Origin of the sequence: Pseudomonas sp. GW531-T4 (assembly GCF_017349615.1) — a bacterium.
Taxonomy (GTDB): domain Bacteria; phylum Pseudomonadota; class Gammaproteobacteria; order Pseudomonadales; family Pseudomonadaceae; genus Aquipseudomonas; species Aquipseudomonas chlororaphis_I.
In genome coordinates, this window is record NZ_JACMZT010000018.1 from 54888 (window position 1) to 69551 (window position 14664).

Annotated in this window: 9 protein-coding genes and 1 tRNA gene; 9 read left to right on the plus strand and 1 reads right to left on the minus strand. The window is 63.0% G+C overall.

From position 1 onward, the window contains the following. The first annotated feature begins 59 nt into the window (after nucleotides 1–59). The 3 genes from J4D28_RS16250 (at nucleotide 60) to J4D28_RS16260 (ending at nucleotide 4971) form a co-directional block, all read left to right on the plus strand. Nucleotides 60–3803 (plus strand): bifunctional diguanylate cyclase/phosphodiesterase, encoded by a 3744-nt coding sequence (locus J4D28_RS16250; protein WP_009051172.1) that lies wholly within the window; start codon nucleotides 60–62, stop codon nucleotides 3801–3803. A gap of 15 nt (nucleotides 3804–3818) precedes the next feature. After that, a tRNA-Ile gene (locus tag J4D28_RS16255) sits at nucleotides 3819–3895 on the plus strand. 272 nt (nucleotides 3896–4167) lie between these two features. Beyond that, nucleotides 4168–4971, plus strand: coding sequence for a lipopolysaccharide biosynthesis protein (locus J4D28_RS16260; protein WP_080768765.1), 804 nt, complete (start codon nucleotides 4168–4170; stop codon nucleotides 4969–4971). 85 nt (nucleotides 4972–5056) lie between these two features. Here J4D28_RS16260 and J4D28_RS16265 read toward each other — a convergent pair whose 3' ends face one another. Beyond that, nucleotides 5057–7411 (minus strand): glucose/quinate/shikimate family membrane-bound PQQ-dependent dehydrogenase, encoded by a 2355-nt coding sequence (locus tag J4D28_RS16265; protein ID WP_103331273.1) that lies wholly within the window; start codon nucleotides 7409–7411, stop codon nucleotides 5057–5059. A 214-nt stretch (nucleotides 7412–7625) separates the two neighbouring features. On the opposite strand from J4D28_RS16265, the gene J4D28_RS16270 reads away from it, so the two are divergent. The 6 genes from J4D28_RS16270 to pqqB all read left to right on the plus strand — a co-directional run bounded on the left by J4D28_RS16270 (nucleotide 7626) and on the right by pqqB (nucleotide 14594). After that, complete coding sequence (locus tag J4D28_RS16270) at nucleotides 7626–8087, plus strand: Lrp/AsnC family transcriptional regulator (RefSeq protein ID WP_009051175.1); 462 nt, start codon at nucleotides 7626–7628, stop codon at nucleotides 8085–8087. Nucleotides 8088–8269: 182 nt separating this feature from the next. Continuing rightward, nucleotides 8270–9967, plus strand: a complete 1698-nt coding sequence (locus tag J4D28_RS16275) for an NAD(P)/FAD-dependent oxidoreductase (protein ID WP_009051176.1) — start codon at nucleotides 8270–8272, stop codon at nucleotides 9965–9967. Nucleotides 9968–10071: 104 nt separating this feature from the next. Beyond that, the gene (locus J4D28_RS16280) at nucleotides 10072–10866 is read left to right on the plus strand and encodes a carbon-nitrogen hydrolase family protein (protein ID WP_009051177.1); all 795 of its coding nucleotides are present in this window, start codon (nucleotides 10072–10074) and stop codon (nucleotides 10864–10866) included. A 48-nt stretch (nucleotides 10867–10914) separates the two neighbouring features. Beyond that, nucleotides 10915–13380: a pyrroloquinoline quinone biosynthesis protein PqqF gene (gene pqqF / locus J4D28_RS16285; protein WP_009051178.1), complete on the plus strand. Its 2466-nt coding sequence runs from the start codon at nucleotides 10915–10917 to the stop codon at nucleotides 13378–13380. A 156-nt stretch (nucleotides 13381–13536) separates the two neighbouring features. After that, entirely contained in the window at nucleotides 13537–13611 is a 75-nt protein-coding gene (pqqA, locus tag J4D28_RS16290; RefSeq protein ID WP_009045898.1) for a pyrroloquinoline quinone precursor peptide PqqA, read from the plus strand. A 71-nt stretch (nucleotides 13612–13682) separates the two neighbouring features. Further along, complete coding sequence (gene pqqB / locus J4D28_RS16295) at nucleotides 13683–14594, plus strand: pyrroloquinoline quinone biosynthesis protein PqqB (RefSeq protein WP_009051179.1); 912 nt, start codon at nucleotides 13683–13685, stop codon at nucleotides 14592–14594. Nucleotides 14595–14664: the final 70 nt, after the last annotated feature.

The following is a 14664-nucleotide window of genomic DNA, read 5'->3' on the forward strand; positions in this document are numbered from 1 at the left end:
CTCCCTCCGAATTGCCCGTCTACACTCGAAACATTCCCCCGTGCCATAACGAGACCGTTATGCCCAGACTGCCGACCGTGCTGATGCTGTCGCTGCTCGCCTGGACCGCAACGGCTGGCGCACTGACGCTCACCGATGAAGAACGAGGCTGGCTTTCCGCTCATCCGGAGTTGCGCCTGGGCGTCGATGCATCATGGCCGCCCTTCGAATATCGCGATGAGGAAGGGCGCTACCAGGGCCTTGCGGCGGACTATATCCACCTGATCCAGGATCGCCTGGCGATCACGCTCAAGCCGATAGAACCCGCCAGCTGGAGCGAAGTGCTCGAAACCGCGAAAAAGGGCAATCTGGACCTGCTGCCAGGCATCATGTCGACCCCGGAGCGGCAAAACTACCTGGCGTTCACCCGCCCGTACCTCGATTTCCCCATTGTGATCCTGGCCCATAAAGGCGGCGCACAACCTCGCAAGCTCCCGGACCTGTACGGCCTGAAGATCGCCGTCGTGGAGAATTACGCCCCCCACGAACTGCTGCGCACCCACCATCCAGACCTGAATCTGGTCGCCCTGCCCAATGTGAGCTCGGCCTTGCAGGCGCTGGCCCTCAATCAGGTCGATGCCGTGGTCGGCGACCTGGCTTCCAGTGTCTGGAGCCTGCGGCAACTGAAACTGGATGGGCTCTACGTCAGCGGCGAGACGCCCTACCGCTATCAGCTGGCCATGGGTGTCCCCCGCGACAGCAAGATACTGGTAAGCATTCTCGACAAGGTGCTGGCCGACATAAGCCCGGCGGAGGTCAACGAAATCCAGCAGCGCTGGGTAGGCAATGTGCTCGATCATCGTTCGTTCTGGTCGGACCTGCTGTTCTATGGCCTGCCAGGGCTGCTCCTGCTGTTTGCCGTGCTGGCGGCGGTGATCCGCATCAACCGCCGGCTGAGCTCCGAGATCGCCCGCCGCGTGGCCCTGGAACAGGAACTGCGCAGCAGCGAATACCATTACCGCGGCCTGGTCGAAAGCCTTTCGGCGATCGCCTGGGAAGCGCGCATCAGCGACTTCACCTACAGCTACGTGTCGCCCCATGCCGAGCAACTGTTGGGCTACCCCCTTTCGCACTGGCTGATTCCGGGGTTCTGGAGAAACATCATCCACCCCGCCGACCTGACGCGCGCCCAGCACTTCTGCGACCACGAAGTCCTGGCCGGGCGCGATCACAGCCTGGATTACCGGGTGATCACCGCCGATGGCCGCTGCCTGTGGGTGCGCGACATCGTCAGCCTGATCGAGCACGGGCATGAACCGATCATGCGCGGCCTGATGATCGACATCAGCGAAACCAAACGCACCGAAGAGGCCCTGCAACTCTCGGAACAGAAATTCGCTTCGGTTTTCCAGCAATGCCCGGACATCCTGGTCATTGCCCGCCTGTCGGATGGCTGCCTGCTGGAGGTCAACGAGGCGTTCGAGGAACAGATCGGCCTGAGTGCCGAGCAAGTCATCGGCCAAACGGCTACCGAGCTGAACATCTGGGGTATCCAGGGCGTCGGCCCCGGGCTGCTGCAGCGCTTGCAGGCCGGCAGTATCCGTAACCTGGAGATGCCCTTTCGGCGCAGCAATGGCCAGCTGTTCACCGGACTGATCTCCGCCGAACCCTTCGACCTCGACACCACGCCCGCCCTGGTCGTGGTAGTCCGCGACATCACTCAGTTGAAGGAAACCCAGCAGCAGCTGCAAACCTCCGAAGAGAAGTTCGCCAAGGCGTTTCACGCCTCGCCCGACGGCCTGCTGCTAAGCCGCCAGCGCGACGGTTTGCTGATAGAGGTCAACGAAGGTTTCAGTCGTATCACTGGCTTCAATAGCGCCATGTCCGTCGACCGTTCCACGCTGGAGCTGGGCATCTGGGTCAACCTCAACGAACGCCGGCAGATGCTCGACCTGCTGCAGCGGGATGGCTTCGTGCGCGACTTCAGCTGCCACATTCGCCGCAATGACGGTCAGATCCGCCTCTGTGAGCTCTCCAGCCGGCCGCTGCCGATCGGCGACGAGGATTGCATGCTGACCATCGCCCGCGACATTACCGAGCGCCACCTGATGCAGGAGAAGCTGCAACAGGCCGCCACCGTGTTCGAGAGCACCGCCGAAGGCGTACTGATCACCGATACCCAGCAGCACATCAGCGCGGTCAACCGGGCGTTCACCGAAATCACCGGCTACAGCGAAACCGAAGCCCTGGGCCACACCCCGCGCCTGCTGGCTTCCGGCCTGCATGACAGCGCCTTTTATGCGGCCATGTGGCACCAACTGACCGCCGAAGGTCATTGGCAGGGGGAAATCTGCAATCGACGCAAAAACGGCGAGCTGTACCCCAGTTGGCTGACCATCAGCGCGGTGCGTAACAAAGACCGCTTTATCACCCACTTCGTCGCGGTATTCGCCGATATCTCCAGCCTCAAGCACGCCCAGGCCAAGCTCGACTACCAGGCGCACCACGATCCGCTGACCGGCCTGCCGAACCGCACCCTGTTCGAAAGCCGCCTGCTGACCGCACTCAACAGCCAGCAGGAGAACGGCGGCCAGGGCGCCGTGCTGTTTCTCGATCTGGATCGCTTCAAGCACATCAATGACAGCCTCGGCCACCCGGTCGGCGACCTGCTGCTCAGGGGCATTGCCGTGCGCCTGAAAGAACAGTTGCGGGACATCGACACCGTGGCCCGCCTGGGCGGGGACGAGTTCATCATCCTGCTGCCCGGGCTGCAGCAGCCCAGCGATGCCGACCACATCGCCAACAAGCTGCTGAACTGCTTCACTGCCCCGTTCCAGGCGGGTGAGCATGAGTTCTTCATCAGCGCCAGCATCGGTACCAGCCTCTACCCCAAGGACGGCTGCGACGTGGCCACGCTGGTCAAGAATGCCGACGCCGCCATGTACCGCTCCAAGGCCAAGGGGCGCAACCGGGTCGAAAGCTATACCCGCGACCTGACCGCCCAGGCCAGCGAACGCGTGGCCCTGGAACATGAACTGCGGCGAGCCATCGAGCGTAACGAGCTGTACCTCTACTACCAGCCCAAGATCAGGCTGGGCGACCAGGCGCTGGTGGGTGCCGAGGCGCTGATTCGCTGGCATCACCCGACCTTCGGCGATGTCCCACCCGAGCACTTCATCCCCCTGGCCGAAGAGAACGGCATGATCCTGCAGATCGGCGACTGGGTGCTGGAACACGCCTGCCAGCAGCTGCGCAAGTGGAATGAGAGCTACGAGAGTTTCGGCCCGCTCTCGGTCAACCTCGCCGGCGCCCAGCTGCGCCAGCCGAACCTGCTGGGGCGGATTGAACAACTGCTGAAAGACAACCGCCTCAAACCCGGCTTCCTGCAGCTGGAAATCACCGAAAACTTCATCATGAGCCAGGCCGAGGAGGCCCTGGAGGTGCTGCACCAGCTCAAGCGCCTGGGCGTTCAGCTGGCCATCGACGATTTCGGTACCGGCTACTCGTCCCTGAGCTACCTCAAGCGCCTGCCGCTGGATTTCCTCAAGATCGATCAATCTTTCGTCCGCGGCCTGCCCGATGACCCGCACGATGTGGCGATCGTGCGGGCCATCATCGCCCTGGGCCGCAGCATGCAATTCACCGTGATCGCCGAAGGCGTGGAAACCCATGACCAGCAGGTATTTCTCGGGAACGAAGGCTGCGAACAGATCCAAGGCTACATCATCAGCCTGCCGCTGAGCGCCGACGAATTCGCCGCGACCTTTCTGCGCCTTCCCGTTTCGGATTTTTCGGATAGCACAGCCGAGAAACCGTCGCTATAATCCGCGGCCTACTGAGGGCCTATAGCTCAGTCGGTTAGAGCAGAGGACTCATAATCCTTTGGTCCACGGTTCGAGTCCGTGTGGGCCCACCATCCTTGAAAGCCGCGCATTGCGCGGCTTTTGCGTATCTAAAGCGCTGCAAATCCCTCGATCAGGCCGCCAGGCCGGCAAAGCAGCCGATCATTTCTTCCAAGAAATCGGCCCTAGCGCACAACTATTAAAAACCGCGACGGTCATAACCGCGCGGAAGTCGCGCATGACCTCCGTTTGACCCTAGACTGCATTTCTATCAATGGGGGAGAGCCTGTCCTTTCCCCGGCGTGATGCACCACCTAAGCCACCCCCTAATAATCAGAGTGGCCTGATGATTCGGACACAGCACATGGAAGTAGTATCTACGGCGCCTTCGCCTGGCCCGGTAACGGGGTTCGCACGTTGCCGGAATATTCAGCAAGGCCCTGTTTTCATCATTGCATCCGGTAGTTCGGCAAAGGACTTCCCCATCGAAACCTTTGCGAACATCCCGATGATCACCATGAACGGGGCCATCTCGATGTTCCGCGGGACCGGCATACGGCCTTTTTTTTATGCCTGCACCGACACCAGCTTTTCCCTCCAGCAACCCGAACTCTTCGCCCAGGCGATGGCTATCAGTCAGCGCGTGGCGCTCTGGGAAGAACATGCCCGGACGATTCCGATCCAGCCTCATGGCGAGCTGTTTCTGCTGAAGAAGGCGCCACGACAAACCTGGAAGGAGCGGTTGCTCAGGAGCAACCGCGACCTGGTTCGCCCTCCCCTCCTCTCGGGCAACAGGAGCCGGACCATCGGCTTCAGCAAGAATCTCGAGCTGGGTTTCTTCGATGCCCGTACTGTGGCCTATCTGGCGCTGCAACTCGCCTATCACGCCGGCTTCGATACGGCGATCCTGGTGGGCGTCGACCTGAGTCCTGCCCAGGGGCGTTTTTATGAAACGCCAGACACCTTCAAGTCGCCCTGCGGCCTGGACCAGCACCTGCAATCGCGGATCCTGCCGTCCTTGAAGCTGATGTCGGACAAGGTCATGGGTAAGGACTTCTCGGTGTACAACCTGTCCCCCACGTCGCGTATTCCCACGTCGATCATTCCCAACATCAGCCTCGACGAACTCGGCAAACTGATTAACCGCTGAGTTGTTGCAGGTGAACAGACGGGCTATATCCGCCCACAAAAAAAACCGCGCTAGGCGCGGTTTTTTTGTAAGCCAGGATCAGCCGTTATTCGGGCAATGCATAAGCGATCACATAGTCCCCACGGTCCGGCGACTGACGCGCTCCACCCGCGGTCAGCAGGATGTACTGCCGGCCGGTCTTCGGCGAAACGTAGGTCATGGGCCCCGACTGGCTACCCACCGGCAGGCGGGCTTTCCAGATTTCGTTACCGTTGCCGGTATCGAAGGCACGCAGGTAGAAGTCCTGGGTGCCCGCGAAGAACAGCAGGCCGGACTGGGTCGCCAGGGATGCGCCCAGGGTCGGCATGCCGATCGGGATTGGCATGTGCATGCGAATGCCCAGGGGACCGGTGTCCTGCACGGTACCGACCGGCACCTGCCACACCAGCTTCTTGGTTTTCAGGTCGATGGCCGACATGGTGCCGAACGGCGGCTTCTGGCACGGAATACCGGCAGGCGAGAGGAAACGCTGGCGCATCGCCCCGAACGGCGTGCCGTCCTGGGGCACTACGCCCATTTCGATGCCGCTGGCCCCGGCCGCGATCTTCGCGCGCGGGATCATGTAGTTGGCCAGGCCCAGGCGCATGTCGTTGACGAACATATAGTTGCTGTTCGGGTCCACCGACACGCTGCCCCAGTTCATGCCACCCAGGGAGCCCGGGAACTGCAAGGCGTGATCCATGCCCGGCGGGGTGTAGACGCCTTCATGACGCATGCCCTTGAACTGGATACGGCACATCAACTGGTCGAACGGCGTGGCACCCCACATGTCCGATTCGGTGAGGGTCTGGTTGCCGATCGACGGCATCTCTACCGAGAACGGTTGGGTTGGCGAGTAGCGTTCGCCGGGCATATTGCCCTGTGGCACCGGACGTTCTTCCACCCGGGCGATAGGCACGCCGGTTTCGCGGTTGAGCAGGAAGATCTCACCCTGCTTAGTGACCTGCGCCAGCGCCGGCTGTACCCCGCCCTTGTCGTCCGGCACGTCGTACAGCAGCGGCTGCGCCGGCAGGTCGAAGTCCCACAGGTCGTGGTGGGTGGTCTGGAAGTGCCAGCGCACCTGACCGCTCTTCACGTCCAGGGCGACGATGGAGGAACTCCATTTGTCGTCGAGTTCCGTGCGCTGGCCAGCGAAGAAGTCTGGCGTGGCGTTACCGGTCGGCAGATAGACCAGACCGAGCTTGGCGTCATAGGACATGGCCGACCAGACGTTCGGTGTACCGCGGGTGTAGGTCTCGCCCGCCGGTGGACGCTTGGTGGTATTCGGATTGCCCGGATCCCAGGCCCACACCAGTTCGCCGCTGCGCACGTCGAAGGCGCGGACCACGCCCGGTGGCTCGCCGATGGAATAGTTGTCCGCTACCCGGCCACCGACGATGACTACATTGCCGGCCACCAGCGGAGTCGAGGTCTGCTGGTAGTAGCCAGGCTTCACTTCGCCCATGTCGGTTTTCAGGTCGACCGTGCCTTTGTCGCCGAAGTCTTCGCACGGCTTGCCGGTTTCTGCGTTGATCGCGATCAGACGCGCATCGCCAGTCGGCAGGAACAAACGCTTGGTGCAGGCGGCCGGAGCGGCAGCAGGCTCGGCGGAGGCATCGAAGTAACCCAGGCCGCGGCAACGCTGCCAGTTAGGCGCCGAACCTTGCGGATCGAACTTCCAGCGTTCGGCGCCAGTGTCGGTGTCCAGGGCGAACACCTTGCCGTAGGCGGTGCAGGTATAGACCGTGTCACCGATCTGCAGCGGTGTGTTCTGGTCCTCGGCGCCCGCGCCGGTGCTTTGCGGAATATCGCCGGTGCGGAAAGTCCAGGCCACCTGCAACTGGTCGATGTTGCCCTTGTTGATCTGGTCCAGCGCGGCAAAACGATTGCCGGCGGTGGTGTTGCCCCAATGGGCCCAGTCCTTCTGCTCGGTACCTGGAGCCACAGGCTTGATGGCCGGCTCGCTGCTGGCCTTGACCACATGGGTCGGCACGAACATGTAGGCCAGGGTCGCCACGACGCCAATGCCCAGCACACCCGCCAGGCCATAAGCGCCACGACCGGCGGTCGCGCCCGAAGCACGTACCAGGGTTGGATAGATCAGTGCCACCACCAGGCCGATAACGGCGAAGGTCAGCACCCGCGAAACCAGCGGCCAGTATTCCAGCCCGGCATCCCAGACCGCCCAGATCGCGGTCAGGACCAGCGCCACCCCGTACAGCCAGGCACCGCGTGGGTTACGCCGGGCGATCAGCAGCCCGGAAACGATCATCGCCAGGCCCATCATCAGGAAGAACCAGCTGCCGCCCAGATTGACCAGGTACCCGCCCCCGCCGGCCAGTCCCAGGCCGATCAATGCGATCAGCACACCCAGCGCCCCCAGTAGCCATTTGCTGCCGGTGGCAGCCCCAGAATTATTCATGTCGGAAATGTCTCCCATTCTTTACGTGGCGAGAGAATGTACTAACCAGTTACTTATGACAACTTGTCGCAGGCAATTCGTGGCAAAAAATCTCAGGCGCGCCATTGAGCCTAGCCGTCACAGCACAGCCCGCAGCCAATAGGCCATGCCACGAGCATCGCCCCCAGCGAGCCTGTAACATGCTCGGCCACCGTTGCCCGCGCCGGAGTTCACCTTGTCTGACAGCCGCCCTCCCGTCCTCGACGAAATCGACCGCCAACTGATCGCGGCCTTGCAGATCAATGCCCGCGAAAGCGTGGCCATGCTCGCCAGGCAGTTGGGGATCGCCCGTACCACTGTGACCTCGCGCCTGGCGCGGCTGGAAAAGGCGCGGGTGATTACCGGTTATGGCGTGCGCCTGGGTCAGCGGGTCATTGATGGCGGCTTGCAGGCTTACGTGGGGATCAAGGTCCAGCCGCGCTCCGGCAAGGAAGTACTGCGGCGCCTGAGCGCCATGGCCCAGGTCCAGCAGCTCTGCGCGGTAAGTGGGGAATTCGACTATGTCGCCTGGCTGCGCACCGACTCGCCGGAACAGCTCGACCAGTTGCTCGACCAGATCGGCAGCGTCGACGGCGTGGAAAAGACCACCACCTCGATCATCCTCAGCAGCAAGATCGACCGTGGGCACCCCGTCTGAAGGGTCTGTCCTCGCTGCGACATGCGCGACTCGTCAATCTGCAAAAATAAATCGTCATATTGATTGCTCATCATTCAAAACGACGACACTTTGCGTCTTATTAACGTACGCAACGCTCCCTAGAATGGCTGCCATCTTTTCCTATACTCAGCGCTCTGCTCGAGTCGCCAGCAAGGTCAGCCATGAACAAGAACAATCGCCATCCTGCAGACGGTAAGAAACCCATCACCATTTTCGGCCCGGACTTCCCGTTCGCCTTCGACGACTGGATCGAACACCCGGCCGGCCTGGGCAGCATTCCCGAGGTCAACCATGGCGCCGAAGTGGCGATTGTCGGGGCCGGTATCGCCGGGCTGGTGGCGGCCTACGAGCTGATGAAACTGGGCCTCAAGCCCGTGGTGTATGAAGCCTCGAAAATGGGCGGCCGGCTGCGCTCCCAGGCGTTCGAAGGCGCCGAAGGGATCATCGCCGAGCTGGGCGGCATGCGCTTTCCGGTGTCCTCTACGGCCTTCTATCACTACGTCGACAAGCTGGGTCTGGAGACCAAACCCTTTCCCAACCCGCTGACGCCGGCTTCCGGCAGTACCGTGATCGACCTCGAAGGCCAGACTCACTACGCACAGAAGCTCGCCGACCTGCCGGCGCTGTTCCAGGAAGTGGCCGACGCCTGGGCCGATGCCCTGGAAGACGGTTCGCGCTTCAGCGAAATCCAGCAGGCCATTCGCGAGCGCGACGTGCCGCGCCTCAAGGAACTGTGGAACACCCTGGTACCGCTGTGGGACGACCGCACCTTCTATGACTTCGTCGCCACCTCGAAAGCCTTCGCCAAGCTGTCGTTCCATCACCGCGAAGTGTTCGGCCAGGTCGGCTTCGGCACCGGCGGCTGGGATTCGGACTTCCCCAACTCGATGCTGGAAATCTTCCGCGTGGTAATGACCAACTGCGACGATCACCAGCACCTGGTGGTCGGCGGCGTGGAGCAGGTGCCGCTGGGCATCTGGCGCCATGTGCCGGAGCGCTGCGCCCACTGGCCGCAAGGCACCAGCCTCAGTTCGCTGCACCATGGCGCGCCGCGTCCCGGGGTGAAACGTATCGCCCGGGCCGCCGATGGCCGCTTCAGTGTCACCGACAACTGGGGCGATACCCGCGAATACGCGGCGGTGCTGACCACCTGCCAGAGCTGGCTGCTGACCACCCAGATCGAATGCGAAGAATCGCTGTTCTCGCAGAAGATGTGGATGGCCCTGGACCGTACCCGCTACATGCAGTCGTCGAAGACCTTCGTCATGGTCGACCGGCCGTTCTGGAAGGACAAGGATCCGGAAACCGGTCGCGACCTGATGAGCATGACCCTCACCGACCGCCTGACCCGCGGCACGTACCTTTTTGATAACGGCAAGTTCGACAACGGCGACGACAAGCCGGGGGTCATCTGCCTGTCCTATTCGTGGATGAGCGACGCCCTGAAGATGCTGCCGCACCCGGTGGAAAAACGGGTCAAGCTGGCCCTCGACGCGCTGAAGAAGATCTACCCGAAAGTCGATATCGCCGGACGCATCATCGGCGACCCGATCACCGTGTCCTGGGAAGCCGATCCGCACTTCCTCGGCGCATTCAAGGGTGCGCTGCCCGGCCACTACCGCTACAACCAGCGCATGTACGCGCACTTCATGCAGGACGACTTGCCCGCCGAACAGCGCGGCATCTTCATCGCCGGCGACGACGTGTCCTGGACTCCGGCCTGGGTCGAAGGCGCGGTCCAGACCTCGCTCAACGCGGTCTGGGGCATCATGAAGCACTTCGGCGGGCAGACCCACGCCGAGAACCCGGGACCGGGCGACGTGTTCCACGAAATCGGCCCCATCGCCCTGGCCGACTGAACCTGTAGCCGCCGCGGGCTGCGATCGAGCGCAACACTCATGGCTTTTGAACAGCCCGCGGCAACGGCTACAGTGACAGTCCAGCGCACAGAGGAGTCATCACCATGCGTGTCGCGCTTTATCAATGTGCCCCACAACCGCTGGATGTCGCCGGCAACCTGCAACGCCTGCAGAAAATCGCCGTGGAAGCTTCCGGCGCCGACCTGCTGGTGCTGCCGGAGATGTTCCTCAGCGGCTACAACATCGGCGTAGAGGCCGTGGGCGCCCTGGCCGAGGCCCAGGATGGCCCGTCGGCGCAATACATCGCCAACGTCGCCCAGTCGGCGCGCATCGCGATCCTGTATGGCTACCCGGAGCGCGCCGACGACGGCCAGATCTACAACGCCGTGCAACTGATCGACAGCAACGGCCAGCGCCTGTGCAACTACCGCAAGACTCACCTGTTCGGCGATCTCGACCGCTCGATGTTCAGCGCCGGCCCGGACGATTTCCCCCTGGTGGAACTCAATGGCTGGAAGCTCGGTTTCCTGATCTGCTACGACATCGAGTTCCCGGAGAATGCCAGGCGCCTGGCACTGGCCGGGGCCGAGCTGATTCTGGTGCCCACCGCCAACATGCTGCCCTACGACTTCATCGCCGATGTCACCGTGCGTTCGCGTGCCTTCGAAAACCAATGTTATGTGGCCTACGCCAACTACTGCGGCCACGAAGACGAGATCCACTACTGCGGCCAGAGCAGCATCGCCGCCCCCGACGGCCAGCGGATTGCCCTCGCCGGGCTGGATGAAGCCCTGATAACCGGCACGCTGGACCGCCAGTTGATGCTCGACTCGCGCGCCGCCAATCGCTACTTCCATGACCGGCGCCCGGAGCTTTACGACGACCTGAACAAGCGCTGATCCGGGGTTATCCGCTAGCATGGGCGCTTCACTGTTCTGGAAGTGCTCATGTCCGCGCTGAACCACCCTCTGCCTCATCAGGAAACCCTGGCCAACGGCCTGCGGGTTTCACTGCACCACGTCCCTCGATTGAAGCGCTGCGCGGCGGCCCTGCGGGTCTCGGCCGGCAGTCACGACGTACCGCTGGCCTGGCCCGGGCTGGCACACTTTCTTGAACACTTGCTGTTTCTCGGCACCGAGCGTTTTCCCGCGGAACAAGGCCTGATGGCCTATGTGCAACGCCACGGCGGCCAGGTGAACGCCAGCACCGGCGAACGCCACACCGACTTTTTCTTCGAACTGCCCCCCGCGGATTTCGCCGCCGGGCTGGAGCGCCTGGCCGACATGCTCGCCCACCCGCGCATGAGCCAGGAAGACCAGCTACGCGAGCGCGAGGTGCTGCATGCGGAGTTCATCGCCTGGTCGCGGGATGCCGCGGCGCAACGGCAGTTCGCCTTGCTCGACGGCCTGTCGGCGGAACACCCGCTGCGGGCGTTCCATGCCGGCAATCGCTACAGCCTCAACGTGCCGCGCCCGGCGTTTCAGCAGGCGCTGCGGGCCTTCTATCAGGCTCACTACCACAGTGGGCAAATGTCCCTGAGCCTGGCTGGCCCACAGTCGCTGGAAGAGCTGAAGGCCCTGGCAGAGAGTTTTGGCGCAGCCCTCGCCATCGCTGAGGCGCAGCCGCAAGACGCCCCAGTACCCTTGCTGACATTTGCGCAGCAGCATTATCAGCAGCTCGAAGGGAACCACCTGAATCTGCTGTTCGCCTGCGAGCAACTGCCCACGGCCGCCCGCGAAGCGCTGGATTTTCTCTGCACCTGGCTGGCCTCCGGCAAACCCGGCGGGCTGCTGGCCACGCTCAAGGAACGCAAGCTGGTCGAGGGGTTGAAGGCCGCGCCGCTGTATCACTTCGCCAGTCAGGCGCTGCTGCATATCCAGTTCGACTTGACCGAGCAAGGCGCCCGACAGCCGGAGCAGGTGAGTGAGTTGTTCTTCGATTGGCTGGCCTTTTTCAGCAGCCAGGACGACTGGCCAGCATTGCGCGACGAGTACGCCCTGCTGCAACAACGCAAGCGCCAGGTGGCCAGCGCACTGGCGCTGGCAAGACTGAACAACGAGCAGCTGGAACCACAACTGTCCGACCTCGGCGTCACGGCCCTCAAGGCCTTGCTGTCGCAACTTCAAACCCCGCAGGCCGCCAGCAGCGGTATCCACTGGCAACTGCCTGCACCCAATCCGTTCCTGCGCAGCTCGGCGCCAGCCGCCCGGGCCGGCCTGATTCGCGGGCAAACCAGCGCCCACCGTGGCTTGCGGACCTTCGCCCAGGACCGCTTGCGGCAGCGTCGCGAATCCTCGGCGATGACCTTCAGCCAAGCCATCGCCGACGATACCGGCGAAGCCGCCCTGTACTTGCGCTGGCGCCTGCAAAGCCGGTTGCCGCAGGAGCTGCGCAGCCGCTTGCAAAGCCACCTGCACAACCTGCGGGACGACGGACTACAAGCAGGCGTCGAGTTGTCCTTCGGCGTCTCGGGCAACCAGTGTCTGTTGACGCTGAAAGGGCTTCCCGAGCCAATGCCGGCCATGCTCCAACAGGCTCTGCTGGAACTGAGCCAACCCGGCGCGGCGTTCTGGCAAATGTCCCCGGCGGCTCCCACGCCGCTGTTGCCGATCCGCCAATTGCTCCAGGAGCTGCCCGAGCGCTGCCTGGACATACCCGCCTCCCAGGCGCCGCATCCACTGGATGAACAAGGCTGGCAAACGCTGTGGGAGGACGCCCGCTGGGACGGCCTTGCCATCGGCCTGGGCCATGCTCAAGGTGCGATCGGTGCGGTATTGGGCAAAGCTCCCGGGACCGCCGACAGCCAGCTTTCAGCCCCGCCCTCGATAGCCGCGCAGCAGCACTGGCATGAGCTCGCAACCGGCTCCGGCGAGCAGGCCCTGCTGCTGTTCTGCCCGGCACCGGGCAGCACCCTTCAGCAGGAAGCCCGCTGGCGGCTGCTGGGGCAACTTGGCCAGATGCCGTTCTATCAGCGCCTGCGGGTCGAGTTGCAACTGGGTTATGCGGTGTTCAGCGGCGTGCGACAGATCAACGGCCAGACCGGGCTGCTGTTCGGCGTGCAATCGCCCAGCGCTTCGCTGAGCGAGATCCTCGAACATATCCGGGCGTTCCTGGCGCAGTTGCCTAAGTTGATCGAGGCACTGGATGACGCCTCACTGGACGATCTGAAAGCTAACCTCGCCGCCCAGTTCGATGCCCGTGCATTGCCCGTGGCGCAACTGGCCGAGCTGCTCTGGCAGGGGCGACTGGCCGGCCATCCGTCGGATTACCTGGAGCAATTGCAACAGGAGATGATGGCGGCGACCCGGCCACAGCTGTTGCTCGCAGCCGAACAGTTGCAGCAGGCGCAAGGCGGCTGGCGCTGCCTGGCAAGCGGTGCCTGTCCGGGCGAACCCTGGCAAGCGGGAAAATGATCGTTACCCTGGCTGCAACGAGCTTTCTTCAACAAATACGGTCATTCCCCAGGGGGAATTTAGTAAGATAGCCCCCTAAGCATCTGAACATCTCCGGTTGGAGGTGGACTATATGTATAGATCTCAACCGTCCCACCCACCTGAAGGAGCACCTCTATGTCCTGGTCCAAACCTGCTTACACCGACCTGCGTATCGGCTTTGAAGTCACCATGTACTTCGCCAGCCGTTGATTGCTTGCGCAGTGCAACGCCTCGGCTCGCCGGGGCGTTTTTATTTTCAGCTTTAACCTGATGGAGCGGCCATGTTTGTCCAGATTCTAGGTTCCGCCGCCGGTGGCGGTTTTCCGCAGTGGAACTGCAACTGCGCGAACTGCGCGGGCTTTCGCGACGGCAGCCTGCGGGCAAAGGCTCGCACCCAATCGTCCATCGCCATTTCCGATGACGGCGTGAACTGGGTCCTGTGCAACGCTTCGCCGGACATCCGCGCCCAGCTCCAGAGCTTCGCCCCGATGCAACCGGGCCGCGCCCTGCGCGACACCGGGATCAGCGCGATCATCCTGATGGACAGCCAGATCGACCACACCACCGGCCTGCTCAGCCTGCGCGAAGGCTGCCCGCATCAAGTCTGGTGCACCGACATGGTCCATGAAGACCTCAGCAGCGGTTTCCCGCTGTTCACCATGCTCACCCACTGGAACGGCGGGCTGAACTGGAACCGCATCGAACTCGACCAGAGCTTCACTATCCCGGCCTGCCCGAACCTGCGCTTCAGCCCGCTGCCATTGCGCAGCGCCGCGCCGCCCTATTCGCCCCATCGCTTTGACCCGCACCCGGGCGATAACATCGGCCTGATCGTCGAAGACCTGCGCACCGGCGGCAAGCTGTTCTACGCCCCGGGGCTGGGCAAGGTCGACGCAGCGCTGCTGGAAATCATGAACAGCAGCGACTGCCTGCTGGTGGACGGCACCCTGTGGGAAGACGACGAGATGCAGCGTCGCGGCGTCGGCACCCGGACCGGACGGGAAATGGGCCACCTGGCGCAGAACGGCCCCGGCGGCATGCTGGAAGTGCTGGAGCAGCTGCCAGAGCAGCGCAAGATTCTTATCCACATCAACAACACCAACCCGATCCTCGACGAGGATTCCGCCGAACGCGCGGAGCTGGCGCGGCGTAACGTTGAAGTGGCTTACGACGGCATGAGTATCGAGCTGTAACCACAGGAGCTATCGCGGGCAAGTCGGATCGCCGCCCGCTCGCTCCTACAGGTAGCGCTGTCCGTAGGAG